Raw genomic sequence first — 16411 nt, 5'->3', positions numbered from 1 at the left:
AACTTATACGTAACGACCAAATAAAAAAGGCACTTTACAGTGCCTTTTTTTATTTTTTAGTGAAAAACTATTAGCTTAATTATTCATCATCTTCAACAAGCGTCATTAGCGAGGTATTACCGCCTGATGCTGTTGTATCAATACTAATTGTTTTTTCAGTAATTAAGCGCTTGATTAATGTATCGTAATACTCAGAGCTAATTACCGGTAAAATTGCGCCTTTACGCTGTGCAAGCTGTTGGCTGAAGTAGCCTAAACGAGACGAGCGAGCGGCAACTACCGCACCAGCTAAATGAGGGTGAGCTAAGATAGCTTGTAACTGATTAGGTTTAGCTACTTGGAAAACACCTTCAGCAACACCTGTAGAGATAAATTTATCTTTAAAGGCAACAGCTTCATCGTAAAACAGCTCAGACGCTACAGTAATTACCGTATTACCTGCGGCAATAGCGGTAATGATAGACAATGCCCAGAAGTTAAATGATGTGCTCTTATCTGCATAACACACTACACAACCACGCGCTTCTAGATGAAGTGTATTAGACTCACCCGTTGGCCCTGGCAGGGTAGTAAATTTACGCATGTGCTTTTCAAGGCGGTTAAGCTGTGCACGAGCTTCTGATAATGTTAATGCTAAATCGTCTGCTAAATCGTCGATAATTTCTACCGTCGCGATTTTAGCAAGCAACTGACGTACAGCCGAAACTCGGTCGTTTAGTGGTGTTGCACGCCAGATTTTTTCATCGCGCATTGAGTTAGCCATTAGCTTTTTAACTTGCTCATTTGCACCGCTGTAGTGGTGTAAATCAAGCTCATCTGGCGTCAGGTTTGTCATTTGCACGTTATCTGGTGATGCCTTTTCTTTTACTAAACGTTGAAGGTAGTTAGGGCCACCGGCTTTAGGGCCAGTACCTGATAAACCACGGCCACCAAATGGTTGCACACCAACAATAGCACCAATCATGTTTCGGTTAATGTAAACATTACCCGCACGTGACATTTTAGCAAGGTACTCACAGCGCTCTTCAATACGTGAATGTACACCCATTGTTAAGCCATAACCTGTGTTGTTAATTTGATCCATTACATCATCAAGTTCACTCGATTTAAAGCGAACAATATGAACACATGGGCCAAATACTTCACGCTTAAGTACTGATAAATCTTTGATTTCGTATAAACGAGGTGCAAAAAAGTATGCGCCATTTTGAGTGTTATCCGGGATTTTACACTCGTAATGAAGTATAGAATTACCTTTTAAGTACTCAACGTGCTCGTTTAAGTTTTTAAGTGCTTTTTCATCAATTACCGGACCAACATCAGTTGATAGTAACGATGGGTCGCCAATGTGTAGCTCAGCTAGGGCACCTTTAAGCATTTCGATAATGCCATCTGCTACGTCATCTTGAATGAATAAAACACGAAGAGCAGAACAACGTTGCCCAGCACTTTGAAAACCAGAACTGATCACATCGTCAACTACTTGCTCAGGAAGCGCCGTTGAGTCAACAATCATACAGTTTTGGCCACCTGTTTCTGCAATTAACGGTACTTGAATATCGTTACGTGCAGCAAGTGTTTGAGAAATTAATGTGCCTGTTTCAGTAGAACCTGTAAACATAACCGCTTGAATGCGTTCATCAGGAACAATTGTTTTGCCTACTTCAGAACCACGAGCAATAACCGGTTGAACAACATGCTCAGGTAAACCAACAGACAGCATTAGTTCAATAGCACGAAGGGCGATTAAACTTGTTTGCTCAGCAGGCTTTGCAATTACAGTGTTACCTGTAACAATCGCAGCGGCAACTTGGCCTAAGAATATTGCAAGCGGGAAGTTCCACGGGCTAATACATAAAATAACGCCACGGGCTTCAAAACGCTCATCTTGCGATAGCTCCTCAGCGCGCGCCGCGTAGTAACGGCAAAAATCAACCGCTTCACGTACTTCATCAATACCATCTTGCGCTACTTTACCTGCTTCTTTAATACAGATAGCAACAAGTTCGTCATGATGACGCTCTAAGATATCAGCAACTCGACGCAGTAAGTTAGCTCGCTCTCTTACTGGTGTTTGTGACCATGACTCAAGTGCAGCTTCAGCGTTAGCCAGTAATACTTTCATCTCTTCGCCAGTTTGCAATTTAACGTGGCCAATGATTTCTTTGTGATTTGCTGGGTTTTTAACAGCTAATGAGCCTTCAGGTACTTGGCTTTGCTCAATTAAGTGCTCGTTAAACCATGTTTCAAGATTCTCTTTGAAAGGGGTAATAACGTTAATGTCGGTTAAATCCATGCCTTTAGAGTTAGCACGTTCTTCACCGTATAAATCAATTGGCATTTTGATTTGCGTATTGTACTTGTTACGCAAGCCTTGCAATGTTTCTACAGGGTCTGGAAGTAATGATTCAACAGGTTTTGTTGTATCTACAATGGCGTTTACAAATGATGAGTTAGCACCATTTTCTAATAAACGACGAACAAGGTACGCAAGGAGGTCTTCGTGTTGACCAACTGGGGCATATACGCGGCATTGAATTTTTTCTTCGTTAACGATTTGGTCGAATAATGACTCACCCATACCGTGCAAACGTTGAAATTCAAAACCAGTGTTGTCGCCTTTGGCTACTTCTAAAATAGTCGCGGCAGTGTAAGCGTTATGTGTAGCAAATTGCGGATAAAGCACATCGCGCGCTTCAAGCATTTTAATAGCACACGCTTTGTAAGAAACGTCTGTTGTTGCTTTGCGGGTAAATACTGGGTAGTGATCTAAACCATCTTGCTGTGTGGTTTTGATTTCAGTATCCCAGTATGCGCCTTTAACTAGACGTACCATCATCTTGCGACCAACGCGGGTTGCAAGGTCAGTTAGCCATTCAATTACAAAAATAGCGCGTTTTTGATAGGCTTGAACCGCTAAGCCAAACCCTTGCCAATCACCAAGATCTTCATCACTGAATACCGCTTCAATTACATCTAATGAAATATCTAAACGGTCTGCTTCTTCTGCATCAACGGTAAAGCCGATATCGTATTTTTTAGCGGCAAGAGCAAGTTCTTTTAACTTAGGGACTATTTCTTCCATCACACGGTCTTTATGAGTGAACTCATAGCGCGGATGAATAGCAGAAAGCTTAACTGAAATGCCAGGGCTCTTAATTGGACCACGACCATTGGCCGCTTTACCAATTGAGTGTATAGCATTCATGTAGCTGTCAAAGTAACGCTTCGCATCTTTCATTGTGCGCGCGCCTTCGCCTAGCATATCGTAAGAATACACATAACCTTTTTGCTCTGTTTCGGCTGCACGTTCAATTGCTTCGTCAATGGTACGACCCATTACGAATTGCTTGCCCATAATTTTCATAGCAAAGTTTACAGACTTACGAATAACTGGCTCACCTAAACGACCAATGGTCTTTTTAAGCATGCCGAACTGTTGTTCTTTAGTTTTGTCTGTGTAGTTAACCATTTTACCGGTAACTAATAATCCCCAAGAAGATGCGTTTACAAATAAAGAATCGCTGCTTCCTAAATGAGAGCTCCAATCACCTTTGGCTAATTTGTCACGAATAAGTACATCTTGAGTTGCTTTATCTGGTACGCGAAGCAGTGCTTCGGCCAAACACATTAATACAACGCCTTCTTCACTAGAGAGTGAAAATTCATTTAAAAGCGCATCAACACCGCCTTGCCCATCTTGCTCTTTACGAATGTTCAAAACAATCTGGCGGGCTCTTTCCCAGGCACGACTTCGTGCTTTTACGCCTACTTCTGCAAGCGGTAAAATATGATCAATAACTGCATTTTCATCTATGCGGTAGAAGTCACGGATTCTTTGTCTGATAGGACAAGTAGTAGTTAAATCGCCGTTGAATAACATAAGCAACCCTCAGGATGTTAAGAATTAAAGTAAAATTAATTACCAATAAATTACCAGTGATATTGTGAGTGCATTCTAATTAAAATTCAGCAGAATATGCTGGTTAAATTTCGCGATTTACGATAATTTACAGGGTATAAATTTAACTTATCCGCATAAAATTCTGTTATGACAATTCCAAATAGATTACGCATGCTAGATCGCATTGATTTAGCTATACTAGACGTTCTTCAAAAGAACGGCAGAATTTCTAATGTTAACCTCGCAAAACAGGTTAATTTGAGTGCCAGCCCGTGCCTAGATCGTGTTAAACGATTAGAGCAAGAAGGGTATATTGAAGGCTATTATGCCAAGCTTAGCGAAGCTAAACTTAATCAGAGCTTAGTAGCGCATGTTCAAGTATCGCTTGTTGCTTCAAATACAGCTGTATTTAAAGTATTTAGAGAGCACATATTAAGGATAGAACAAGTAGTCGAATGTGACATGGTTGCTGGTGGTTATGATTACTTATTAAAAATTCGCGTTTCTAATATGGAAGAATATAGACAAGTTCTTGGCGACTTAGTAGATATTCCCGGCGTGGGTACTCATCATACTTATATGGTGATCGAAAAGATTAAAAAAGACGAAGGATTGCTAATCGATATTTAAGCTTTTCTCAAGTAATAAAAAAACCGCAATTGCGGTTTTTTTATTTTAGTAGATAAATGCTATACCAAATAGTTAGTACATCATCTTATACATAATTTATTACGCCCTTCCGACTTCGCTCTGTATAAGGCCGTATCCGCCGCGCATATTAATGCCTCAGATGTTCTGTATTGATTATTGTATTCACACGCTAAACCCTGACTTACACTTATTTTTACATTCGCTGGTAAACCGAGATCTCTAAAATTAATGTTGAGTATTTTTTCTTGAATACGCTTAGCAATCATTTGTGCATTTGAAATGTGCGAACGAGGCAGCACAACAGCAAACTCCTCACCACCATAGCGTGCTACTAAACTGTCTTTAGATGGTAAGCACTCTTCAATTGTACGAGCGACTTTTTGAAGGCACTTATCACCTTTTACATGGCCAAAGTTATCGTTAAATAATTTAAAGTAATCAATATCAATAAGTATAAAGCTAAGAGGCTGCTTGTTAACTATGCACTCTTGCCAATTTTTAATGATGGTTTTTTCTAAAGTACAGCGATTAGCAATACCAGTGAGATGATCAAGTCTGGCTACGTTTTCCAGTACTTTGTATTTTTTAACGTGCTTTGAAATATCATGCATTATACAAATAAAAAGTGGGGTACTTGCGACTACCGATTCGGGTAAACATGATATAGATAACTCAACATCTAAACAGTTACCATTGTTTTTTCTTATTTTAACTTCTTTCGGACCATGATTGAGTGGTGTTTGATAGTTGTTTTTCCAACTTTCAAACATGTATTTATAGTCATCGCGATACTGTTCTTGTAAACAATCTTGCCATTTTTTACCTATTAATGAATCAGACGTTACATTGAAAAAACGTGCTGCTACGGGATTTACTGATTCAAACACCCCATCTGCATTAACAATAAAAATAGCATCGGCCATGACATTAGTGACATTAATAATTGCGCTTATTTTTTCATTGTTAACGGTATTAGAAATGCTGCTGATTAATGCAGATACAGCGCTGTCGGTGTTGTTTGCTTTGCTATTTTCATTATTGTTAGACATGGTGTTGCTCATTTTTATTGTTAATGAAACTTTATGTCTAGCAGTTTATTCAATTTATCGTTTTTAAACCTTTCGGTAACCTTCTGATTTAAGTTGTTGTTATTTAAGTTTATTTAAGGGGCGTTTTTAAATAAATTACACCGCAATTAATATGCCTGTGCAATTTAAAAATAAGCATTACTGATTAGAGTTCTTTTTCATTCTTAACTTGAGGATCAGCGCTTTCATATTTATTGCCATTACACTCAACGTTAAAGATTAAGCATACAGAGCCATTATTTTCATCTGTGTCGGTAATGATAATTGTGTGGCCGTTGTCACTTACTTTATAGCTGAAGTCTTGGGCGCATGGTTTTTGTGTGTCGATATCGGTGATAGTAGCGCCAGTAAATACGAAACCATTTTGAATTGTGGCATCGTCTAAATTGTAGTTGCCAGCGGTTTCAGTTCTTACAACACCACCGCCAGTAGCGGGTTCGCCATTTTTTGTATAGCTAAAAATAGCTTCACCGTTGTTAAGTTCAATATTTACTTGAAAGTCGGCATTTTCTAGGGTGTTATTCATATCATTTCCTTTATGAGTAATTATAGTTGGAAGTTCGTAATGCCTAATTTAACTAGGCTTGTTTTTATTTCTGATATCTCGTCTTCTCTGTTTAAACAGGTATAAGCTTGTACTAGTGGGTATGTTATTTTTACGCTCTGACTTATTTTTGCAGCTTCAGAAATTGCTTTGATAGCACTTAAGCAAAATTGCTCTCGCTGTTTATTAGTTGTAGCTAAGTTTGCTTTGATTAAGTTTATTCTTGTATATACTAAGTAATCACCAGTTTTAGTTAGGCTGGCTAATTGATGTTTGTAGTTTTCATTATTCTCAAGCTCAGTTAATAACTCCTGCGCTTTGAGTGGTGATTGTCTATTTATAAAATATTGAATCAGTGTAATTTGTGTATTAATAGTGCTGGTATTTTTAAAATTTTGAGATTTTAAAAAATTAATTATTTTTTCAATTGTTGAGTCAGTAGCTTCATCAGTAGATAGCATTAGTGAATGTGCTAAAGAGCGATAATACATAAGCTGAAATTTATTGTTTTTTGGATCTTGTACTAAAGCTTCATTGATAACTTGATTAGCCAAGCTGGCTTTTTTATGGGCCATCCGTTTATCACTCAAATAGCTCAGTAAATAACTTTGTTGCATATATAGGTTTGCTGACGTGTAAAAAAGGCTTGCATCACTAGGGTAGTCAGCAATCAATTTTGTGATTACGTCAACTGCACCTTCCAATATATTAACTGCTTCATTAAAGTTACTTAGCTTCTCTTCTGTTTTTGCAAGCCAACTAATCGTATCGGATTTATCTCGAAGTAAATCTTTGTTATTAGGTTTCAGTTTAAGCGCTTTATTTTTAAGTAAAAGTGACTCTGCAAAGTTCTTTTTTGCAGCGCTGTAGTTGGATTTTTCTATGTATAAAGAACCTAAAGAATTAGATGAATACGATAATTCCATAATGGAGTTAAAATCATTGGCTGCCAGCGCATACATTTTTTTACTGTAAGCGTGGTATTTTTTAAACATTTGCTCAGTAGCTTGATGATCATTTTGATCATAAGCTAATTGACCAAGCCAAAAGGCATTGGCACCTGCAAGCGTTAGTAGCTCTAAGTTATTAGGCTGTATTTTTAATAATGCCTCAAGGCGGGTGCGGGCGTTTTCAAAGGCGGTAAAGGCTTCATCAGTTTTACCTCGGGAATAAGCTACTTCACCCATTGCTTCGAGGGTTTGTGCGTACTGAAAACGGTTGTTAAATTGTGCTTTATTATCGCTAAAGCTAAAAAGTGAACTTGAATCGTCAGTTTGATTAGTAAAATACTCAAGTGCTTTATTACTAATACCATCAAGTAAGTCCATACGTTCAACGCTACGTAATTTATCGGCAAAGTCGCCGACCATAAACCCTAGTAAGCTTTCGGCCTCAAGCTGCTTGTTTTGCGCATGCTGTTGGGCTTTAAAACTAATGAAGCTCATCAATAACGCGGTAAATGTAAGTAAGCACAATAAAGCAACGGTCACTCGTTTTGCTCTTATTTTTGTTTTTATTTTGTTTACAGAGCTTTTGATAAGAGCATGCTCGTTATCATCTAATTTAAACAGTTTGTCGTTAAGTAATAGCTGCGCTTCTTGTAGTGGTTTACCTGGCGCTAGGAGGTAAGCACTACTTTTGCCTTCATCTACCCAATTTCGTGTTTGATGTTGTAAACGACTTTTTATTGCTAAGGCATCTTTATGGTCATTAATCCATTGTTTTGCGCGCGGCCATTGACGCAATAATGCCTCGTGAGCAAGGCTAAAACAGGCTTCTTGGTTTTGTAAATGCGATACAAATAAACGGCTATCGACCATGGCTTGCACAAGCTCTTTTTGACTTGTGTTGGTTAATGTTTGCCAGCGGGCAGCGCGGCTCGTAATGGTTTTACCATCTGGGTTTAAAGTGATCAGTTGTGATAATACGCTTTTTAGTTGCTGCTGTTGCTCATTACTAAGGTCAATAAATATATCTTCTGCTTTTTTGCCTATGGCGCCCTCAATACCCCCGAGTTTTTTGTAAACACTGTGCAGTAGCTCGTTATTATCACTGCGCTGTAAGTACAGCTCTTGCAATGTGTATTGCAGCATGGGCAATGCATCGGGGTTATTGGCGGTATCGGCGCACAATATTTCATCCAGTGGTGTTTGAGTTTGTGGGTCATTGGAGAACGTTAAATTAGCGGTTAACGCTGGCAGGCGAATAATTTGTTGGAGTTCTTGGCGGTTTGGCGGTGTTAAATCGTAGTGCGCGCCATGAGCTTTGCCTGCCATTAAACTTGGTTGTTCAACAACTAAAGGGTAAAAGTCGTTACGACACGCACTAAATACAATCACAGCTTTAGAGATTGCTAAGCGCTCAATAACCGACAAGAAATGGTTGCGTGTTTCGCTACTAAATATAGGAGAAGAAAGCAGTACTTCTAAGCGGTCAATAAATAAAAATAACTGGGGTGTTTTAAGTTGTGTAGAGGCTTTACTAAGTGCAGCTTGTATGGCATTAATTACGCCATCTATTGCCAATTCTAGTTGCTCTGCAAGTGTTTGCGCGCTTAATCCTTCAAACACAGGCTGGGCGTTTATATCCCAATCAAGTAATGCAGAAGCTAAGTCTAGAAAAAGTCTATTTTTATGCACATCTGCAAAGTCGATCTGGGTGTAGGAAATAACCCCGATGCCATTATAGCCTCGCTCATCTAGTAGTTTTGGTAAAATTCCAGCATTAACAAGCGAGGATTTACCTGTACCACTAGGGCCAAGTATTAAGCAAAAAGCACGACCGTAATTTACCTGGCTAGATATCCTTTCCAGCAGGGTAGCTATAGATTGGGTACGGCCAAAAAAAACGTGGGTATCATTTGGGTTATATGCACGCAGGCCTAAGAAAGGGGATCCTCCCTGCCATGTACTTTTAGTGCTTGGGATAGGATCTGCTAACGGAAAAGATAATTTTGCAATAATGCGGTAGCCACGTTTACGGATAGTTTCAATATAATGTGGTTCATTGGCTTTATCACCGAGCGCTTTTCTTAGCTGAGTGATAGTTTTATGTAGTGGATTATCGCCAATATCAGTATTTTTCCAGCATTTACTGAGCAATTCATCGCTGCTTACAATGTCGCCATTTTGTTGACACAAATGCAATAAAACTTCCATCGCTTTGGGCTCTAACTGTTTGGCTTTACCAGTGAGTTGAATTGAGTTAGTTGAAGGTGTTACTTGCCAATCGCCTAGGTAGAAGGGGTTGCGCATCATCATTACTCATTATTGTTTTTTTATTATTAAAATTAAGTGCGTATTGATATTTATTAACACTATTTATATGGCAAATAAATCTATAACACAACTATTTGAGTTTATTCTGAGCAGAGGGGGTAGGAAAGGATGAGCTTGCAGATATGCAAGCTCACTATAAAAATAAATTAGCTTTCTAGGTCGGCTTTGTTAATTGTAATGACGCGTTGAGGGAATGGAATTTCAATATCAGCGTTATTAATTGCTTTATAAACACCACCGTTAATAGCCAGTTTGGTTTCGATAATTTTAGTAGTAGGCACCCAATATCGGTAGCTTATTGTAACACCGCTATCGGCAAAGCGTTCAATACCCACTTGTGATAACGGATTTTGTGCGACTAATTCATGTGCTTTAAGTACGTCTTCAATGAGGCTAATCGCGTTATCAGAGCATGCACTATAAGCTATATCTATTTCACCTTTGACCAATGAGTAACTAAATGAGTTATGAAGTATTTCACCCACTATGTGCTTATTTGGAATGGTGATTTCTACTTTTTCTTCATTGATTAAAATAGTGTAGCCAAGCTCAATTGTTTTAACTTGGCCGCTTACATTTTTAACTTCAATAGTATCACCAACAACAAAAGGTCGCGTGGCTATAATGGCAAGGCCTGCACCATAATTAGAAAGCATTCCTTGCAGCGCTAAACCAGCACCTAAAGATGCAGCACCAATGGCTGCTACAAATGGTGTAACGCTGATACCTATTTTGCCAAGTGCAATAATTATAACCATTACAATGAGCAGTACTTTTACCACGCTACTGACAAAGTTAGTGAGCGTAATGTCAACATTATGGCGGGTCATTAACGCGGCTACAAATTTGGCAAGCTTTTGTGCTATCCACAAACCAATGAGGACGATAAAAATAGCGCCAACAATTTGCATACTGTAGGTAACCATATACTCAGTAAGCATGGTGTAATATTTTTCAAACTGTTCGATTTCAGAACTGATCATAAAGCGCTCTATGTTAGGGCTATGTTGTATTTTTCCAACTATAGCAAAATGTTGACTAAAAATGGATATAACAGCGGCACTATAATCGCTGTTAATAAAGCACTTAGTGCCATTGCAACTGATGAGTAAGCGCCTACTTTTGGATGCTCAGCAATAGCAGCAGCGGTCCCAATTGCATGGCAAGCTGTGCCCATGGCAACGCCTTGAGATTCGTGATTAAAAATATTAATGAGTTTAAAAAGCATAAAACCAAATAAAGCGCCTAGTAAACCAATAAAAATAACTAAAGCCGCAGCAAGTGAGCTAATCCCTCCTAACGAGTCGGTAACAATTAAAGATATTGGGGTCGTCACACTGAGTGCGGCAACAGATGCACTTAGCTGTGCAGGTGCGTTAAATAATATGCTTAGTAAAAATGCCACAACGGTTGCGTTAACAATGCCTAAGCTACATGTTGCGACTATGAGTAATAGATTTTTTCGTACGTGTGTAAACTGCTGATATAAAGGAAGCGCTAGAGCCACAATTGCGGGCTCTAATAACCAGCTTAGTAATTTGCTGTGCGTGGCAAATTGCGTATAAGGCAAATTTAGATTAACGAGTAATAAAGCAATAATACTAATACTTAAAAATACGGGGTTGGTGAGCGATTTAAATACGCTGCTTTTTATACTTTGGTTTACGGCCCTTAGCGCTAAAAATAATACAATAATGAAAGGAATACTTAGCCACCATAAATTAGGCTGTAGCTCTGAAATAGCGGAAAAAGTAAAATTAGTCATTATTTTCTCTTCCCTTAAAGTACGCAATTACACTGCTAACAAGCAATAAGGTAGTTATAGGAACAAGCACCACAACTGATGCTAAAAATGCCCAGTGCGATTTTATAAGGCCGAGATGCTCAATAAATCCCACGCCAGCTGGAATGAAAAAGATAGGCATAATATTTAAAATAGGGGAGGCGCATGGTTTTACATGTTGCTCTTTTACAATACCCGATAAGAGTAAAACTAATAAAATAACCATAGCGAGTAACGGCGCAGGAAAGCTTACACCAATAAAATGCATAATGAGTTTAGCGCAGGCTAAACATAGTAAAATAATAGCGCTACTGAGCAGGTATTTCATCAAAGTGGCTCACAGAAAAGATAAGAGCTTAACTTTAACAAATCAAACTCTTTTATGCATTGTGCAATAGTCTACCAGTGCTTTGTATTTGCGTAGGTTATATCCGCTTTTCCTTTTGCTTTAGCAATTGCTTTTTTAGTGTTTGGGTTTAGCAATAAGCGAATTTGGCTGAAGGTTTCTTTAGCGAGTATTTTTCGTTGGTTTGGTTTGTAGCTAAGTTGTGTAACACGTTTAATAGCAGCAAGCGTATCGGGTGAGCGCTCAAGTAATGTATTGAGCATGTTTTGCGTGGCTTGTTGAGTATCATCGGTAAGCTGAGTAACTAAACCTAGCTCATTTGCTTGTTGTGCTGTGACTGGGTTTGCGTGGCTGGCAAGCCAAAGTGCTTGGTCACGCTTAACTAAACCGCTCATCATTACATTGGCGCCCATATCGGGGCACAAGCCCCAACGCGCTTCCATAATGGCAAGCTTGGCATCAATATGAACAATCCTGTAATCGGCACCTAGTGCTATTTGTAATCCTCCGCCTAAACAGTTGCCATCAATTTGTGCAATAACGGGCACACTCAGTGACTGCCAGCCTAATACTACTTTTTGCGCTAAATTTTTATTGCCAGGTAACCATTTAAGCAATAATTTTATAATATTCAATGGTGCCGCCATTACGGCTGATATATCAAGCCCTGCACAAAAATGCTCGCCATCGCCTTTTATTACTACAGCACGAATACTGCGATCTCTTTTTATGTTTTTAATGGCTTTGTTTAGCTCTACAAACATTTCAAAGCTTAATGCGTTTTGTTTTTTTGCTCTGCTAAGCGTGACGGTTGCAATGCCATTTTGTTTTTCTAGTTTTATCATTACACACTCCTCTGACCTGTTAGTTGAGCTTATGTTGTTATAAGAATTAAGTAAAGTGACGGTATTTTTTAAATAAATGGAATTTATTGCTAAAGCTGTAGTCTTAAAGGGTTAGATTTAGATGAGAAAAAGCTAAACAATTAGAACTTGAGATAATAAAATTTTTTACGTTGTTATTTTAAGCTTAAATTAAAAAAGTAATCTTGATATTCAATGGGTTAGTTAAATTGTTATTTATTGTTTGAGCTGTATGCTGAATAAAGCATGACTCAGTTACAAAAAAGTCAGTGTTTTACGCTTTTTTTTATCAAAATGATGATGAGATTTGATAATATAGCGCAACTTAAAAGCTTAAGGTTAAGCACATATGTCGGGTCCACGTTTATATACGGTAGAAGAAGCTACTCACCAAGCTTATGATATTTTTTTAGAGCTAGCGCCAAATAACTTGAGTGATAAAGATGTTGAAGACTTTAATGAGTTTAGAGAAGACCTAGGCTTTATTGAAGAAGACGAGCCAGACGATCAGTGGCAAAATTTTGTTGCCCTTGAGATTGAGCCAGAGCACTTTATTCAGGTGCTAGTTGGTTTAGAATTTGAAAATGATGATGTTTTGTTTGCTAAAATTTTGATTAGTCGTGATAAAGATGCTCCGTTTTGTCATATTTTATGGAAAGAGAGTGAATAAGCAATACCGCTTATTTTTATAATTGTGTGCAGAGAGAGTGTTGTGCGTAAGTATTTATTTTTAATTTTTTTAATAATTAGCTGCCCAAGTTGGGCTGTTGATCCATTTGAAGATTTTCATGAATATGGCAAGCTCTCTGATGAAGAAATTCATGAGTTACACAAAGGTGATATGCTTTACGGTGATACTGAATTTGGTTTTATTCTAAGTAAAGGTAACACCAATTCGACCAGTTTTAAGCTCAAAGGTAATTTATACCAAGATTTTGAAAAGTGGCGTAACCAATTTAAAATAGACTCTCTTTATAAGCGTGATGAAAACGATGAAAGCGGTGGCACTGATGTTACAGCTAATCGTATTTTTGTATCAGCGCAAGGTAACTATAAAGTAGGTGTTAAAAACTCCTCATTTTTTATTTACGGTGATTACGAAGAAGATGAGTTTAGTGGACTTGATTTTAAAAGCACGGTGGCGACAGGCTATGGTGCGCGTGTATATCAAGGCTCTAAAAACAAAGTAGATATTGATATAGGACCTGGTTTATACCGTTCAGTCGCCGATGAAGATTCGGATGTGAGCGAAGATGAAATTGATAAAACCGGTTATTTAGTACGTGTTGCAATGCAGTGGGAACGCTTGGTTTCTAAGCGCACTCGTTTTAATCAAGATGTGAGTATAGAGCAGTCGCTTTCAGGTCTTAATTCTCGCTTAAAATCGGAAACCGCACTGATAAGCCAAGTGATTGGCGCGGTATCACTCAAATTTACCTACATGTATCGTTATAATTCAAAACCCGAAGATGATAAACTCAAGTTTGACTCAGAGCTGAGTGCTACATTGGTATACAGCTTTTAAGTATTTATTTAATTTAGAGAATATTATGTATCAGCATAAACAGTATGCGGTGTTTATCTTTTTTGTATTAGCGTGGATTGGCGGTTTTGTGGCGCTTGCGTGGAACTTGTTAGGCGCTGATGGACCTTTAATAATATTTACTGGGATTTTAGTGCTGGTGGGCTTTTTGTTCAATGGCCTAACAGTAAAAGTAGATGATAAAAATATTAGCTGGGCGTTTGGTCCAGGCGTTGCTGGGCAAAGTATTGAGCTTAGAGAAGTAGCAGAAGCAAAAGCAGTTCAAAACTCATACAGGCACGGTATTGGTATGCGAATTACTCACGATGGTTGGGTGTATACAGTATCTGGCTTTAGTGCAATACAGTTAACGCTCAAAGATGGCACCTTGTATAGAGTTGGTACAAACGATCAAAAAGGTTTACTAGCTGCTTTAAAAGAAAAAAACGTATCAATCGCGCTGCCTAGTAAGCCAAAAGCTGAAACGGTTAAGCGTAACAATATGATATAAAAAAAGCGCCTTAGGCGCTTTTTTATTTGTTTAGCAGTGCATTAGTGGTCGTGACCACACCCACCTTCGCCATGTACGTGGCCGTGAGTTAATTCATCTTCTGTAGCATCACGTACTTCTAGTATTTCTACATCAAAGTTAAGTGTTATACCTGCAAGTGGGTTATTACCATCTACAATCACTTCTTCATCTTGGATATCGATGATCATTACTGATTGGTCACCATCATCTGTTGATGCACGAAATTGCATGCCAACTTCAATTTCCATACCTTCAAACATTGATTTAGGTACTGCTTGCATTAGGTTTTCGTGGCGCTCGCCGTAACCTTCTTCAGGTTCAACCTTTACGCTAAGCGTGTCGCCTGGTTGCTTGCCCAGCAAAGCATTTTCTAGGCCTGAAATTAAATAGCCTGTGCCAATGATAAAGTGTAGTGGCTCACCACCGAACGAGTTATCAATGCTATTGCCATCATTATCCATTACTGAATAATGCATTTTTACCACTTTGTTTGCCGCAACGATCATAGTCATTCCTATTTATTCATCTTCAAGAGAGTAGGGTAGAGGCAGAATGCTTAGCTCCACCTGAGGTGTGTGTTTTGCACGAAGTACCTGAGTTACATCAGTATCGTTTGGCAACACAACGAGGCCTGTTAATTTATTTGTTTGCTCATCAAAGCTTTGTGCAATAAGTTTACCTGCACGGCGCCAATTTTCGCCTAATTGGGTTTCTAAATCAGGCTCTGAAAGAATCCCTTCGCTTTGCCCTGAAACGATATACATTGCACGTTTATTTTTACCAAGGTACTTCATACGGGCTACTGTTTCTTGACCGGTATAACACCCTTTTTTGAAACTTATACCGCCAATAGCATGTAGGTTTACCATTTGAGGAACGTACTCGCCAATTGCATCTGCACTTAGCTGAGGCTCACCGGCAAGCATCGCTGCTTGTTGCCAAGGGGCTTCGTTATCAAGTGTGGATACGTTATCAGGCATGCTAAATTGGTTATCAACCATTATTAAAACACGGTTATCAGCTAATTTTAGCGCTTTACCATTCGTAAAATCACACGCGCTTGCATCGCCTTCAAAGCTAATATCAAGTTGTGCCAGTACATCAGATAAATCATCACCAATTAAACCAATTAAACGCTTTGAGCATTCAGTAATATCAACTTTTGCAAATACAGCGTATTTTTTAAGTTCAGCTAATGATTTTTCAACTTCAGCTTGGCTACCCGCAAGGTAGTAGCTATCTTGGTAAGAAAATAATTTAAATACACCCCAAAGTTTACCTTTGGCGCTGCAATGGCCAGCCCACAAATAATTACTGCTGGTTAATTTATTTAGATCTTGAGTGATTTGTCCGTGCAAATAAGATAATTTATCAGCACCGCAGAGGCTAATAAGTTGATGAGATAACGGACATGCATAAACGCTCGACATAAAAACCTTCTTTGCAATATAAATGAAGTGACATAATAACGCAGTTGTTACGTATGGTACAGACAAGCGCTTATTGGTGCGGGTTTATTATTTAATGAGAGATTAATAGCTGCTAAATAGGCTTGTGTTTGTTAAACTCGAGTCAATTAAGTATGAGGTTTAAAATGGTTGAAATTCATAGTAAAGCACGTATTCGTTGGGCTTGTCGTCGTGGCATGTTAGAGCTAGATGTTTTGTTTATGCCGTTTGTAGAAGAAGCATACGACTCTTTGAGCGCAGAGCAACAGGCTATCTTTCAGCGTTTGCTAACAGAAGAAGACCCTGACTTATTTGCATGGTTTATGGGTCATGAAGAATGTAAAGACGAGCAGTTAAACGGTATGGTTTCGCTGATCTTAGACCGAGTTCGTGTATAGGTTTACGGTTACAAATAATAAAGCTGACCACAAACCAATTGTGGTCTTTTTTTG

General features: G+C 38.6%; 15 protein-coding genes. 5 read left to right on the top strand and 10 right to left on the bottom strand.

Translation table 11 applies throughout. The features are described from left to right. Positions 1-79 precede the first annotated feature (79 nt). Positions 80-3883, bottom strand: coding sequence for a bifunctional proline dehydrogenase/L-glutamate gamma-semialdehyde dehydrogenase PutA (gene putA / locus H5126_RS17150; RefSeq protein ID WP_024596881.1), 3804 nt, complete (start codon positions 3881-3883; stop codon positions 80-82). 168 nt (positions 3884-4051) lie between these two features. Here putA and H5126_RS17145 point away from each other — a divergent pair, with 168 nt between their 5' ends. After that, positions 4052-4534 (top strand): winged helix-turn-helix transcriptional regulator, encoded by a 483-nt coding sequence (locus H5126_RS17145; protein WP_024596882.1) that lies wholly within the window; start codon positions 4052-4054, stop codon positions 4532-4534. 80 nt (positions 4535-4614) lie between these two features. Here the strand turns inward: H5126_RS17145 and H5126_RS17140 are convergent, their stop codons facing one another. The 7 genes from H5126_RS17140 to H5126_RS17110 form a co-directional block, all read right to left on the bottom strand. Then, complete coding sequence (locus tag H5126_RS17140) at positions 4615-5604, bottom strand: sensor domain-containing diguanylate cyclase (RefSeq protein WP_182696568.1); 990 nt, start codon at positions 5602-5604, stop codon at positions 4615-4617. Positions 5605-5788: 184 nt separating this feature from the next. After that, the gene (locus H5126_RS17135; RefSeq protein ID WP_182720281.1) at positions 5789-6169 is read right to left on the bottom strand and encodes a DP-EP family protein; all 381 of its coding nucleotides are present in this window, start codon (positions 6167-6169) and stop codon (positions 5789-5791) included. Between the two features lie 20 nt (positions 6170-6189). Continuing rightward, positions 6190-9444: a winged helix-turn-helix domain-containing protein gene (locus H5126_RS17130; protein WP_182720307.1), complete on the bottom strand. Its 3255-nt coding sequence runs from the start codon at positions 9442-9444 to the stop codon at positions 6190-6192. A gap of 167 nt (positions 9445-9611) precedes the next feature. Further along, positions 9612-10448 (bottom strand): mechanosensitive ion channel family protein, encoded by an 837-nt coding sequence (locus tag H5126_RS17125; RefSeq protein WP_002958733.1) that lies wholly within the window; start codon positions 10446-10448, stop codon positions 9612-9614. A gap of 38 nt (positions 10449-10486) precedes the next feature. Next, on the bottom strand, positions 10487-11230 hold the full coding sequence (locus H5126_RS17120; RefSeq protein WP_182720282.1) for an LrgB family protein: 744 nt from the start codon (positions 11228-11230) through the stop codon (positions 10487-10489). Then, positions 11223-11576 carry a CidA/LrgA family protein gene (locus H5126_RS17115; protein ID WP_182720283.1) on the bottom strand — a complete coding sequence of 118 codons (354 nt, stop codon included), beginning with the start codon at positions 11574-11576 and terminating at the stop codon, positions 11223-11225. Before H5126_RS17115 ends, H5126_RS17120 begins: the two co-directional genes overlap by 8 nt. 71 nt (positions 11577-11647) lie before the next feature. Beyond that, a complete protein-coding gene (locus H5126_RS17110) occupies positions 11648-12439 on the bottom strand; it encodes a crotonase/enoyl-CoA hydratase family protein (protein ID WP_182720284.1) in 792 nt (263 codons plus the stop codon). A 367-nt stretch (positions 12440-12806) separates the two neighbouring features. On the opposite strand from H5126_RS17110, the gene H5126_RS17105 reads away from it, so the two are divergent. From H5126_RS17105 to H5126_RS17095, 3 genes are read left to right on the top strand one after another with little or no spacing between them, the layout of a single operon-like run. Continuing rightward, a complete protein-coding gene (locus H5126_RS17105; RefSeq protein ID WP_182720285.1) occupies positions 12807-13127 on the top strand; it encodes an HI1450 family dsDNA-mimic protein in 321 nt (106 codons plus the stop codon). 42 nt (positions 13128-13169) lie between these two features. Beyond that, positions 13170-13982, top strand: coding sequence for a DUF481 domain-containing protein (locus H5126_RS17100; RefSeq protein ID WP_024597159.1), 813 nt, complete (start codon positions 13170-13172; stop codon positions 13980-13982). A gap of 25 nt (positions 13983-14007) precedes the next feature. After that, entirely contained in the window at positions 14008-14490 is a 483-nt protein-coding gene (locus H5126_RS17095; RefSeq protein ID WP_182716096.1) for a hypothetical protein, read from the top strand. A 41-nt stretch (positions 14491-14531) separates the two neighbouring features. Here the strand turns inward: H5126_RS17095 and H5126_RS17090 are convergent, their stop codons facing one another. Both H5126_RS17090 and H5126_RS17085 read right to left on the bottom strand, forming a co-directional pair. Next, positions 14532-15017, bottom strand: a complete 486-nt coding sequence (locus H5126_RS17090; protein WP_002958726.1) for a peptidylprolyl isomerase — start codon at positions 15015-15017, stop codon at positions 14532-14534. 12 nt (positions 15018-15029) lie between these two features. Further along, positions 15030-15941 carry a folate-binding protein YgfZ gene (locus H5126_RS17085; protein WP_002958725.1) on the bottom strand — a complete coding sequence of 304 codons (912 nt, stop codon included), beginning with the start codon at positions 15939-15941 and terminating at the stop codon, positions 15030-15032. Positions 15942-16105: 164 nt separating this feature from the next. On the opposite strand from H5126_RS17085, the gene H5126_RS17080 reads away from it, so the two are divergent. Further along, positions 16106-16357, top strand: coding sequence for a succinate dehydrogenase assembly factor 2 (locus tag H5126_RS17080; protein ID WP_002958724.1), 252 nt, complete (start codon positions 16106-16108; stop codon positions 16355-16357). Positions 16358-16411: the final 54 nt, after the last annotated feature.

The sequence above is a fragment of the Pseudoalteromonas sp. SG45-3 genome (genome assembly GCF_014164075.1).
Taxonomy (GTDB): Bacteria; Pseudomonadota; Gammaproteobacteria; order Enterobacterales; family Alteromonadaceae; genus Pseudoalteromonas; species Pseudoalteromonas distincta.
This window is presented reverse-complemented; position numbering and strand designations above follow the sequence as displayed.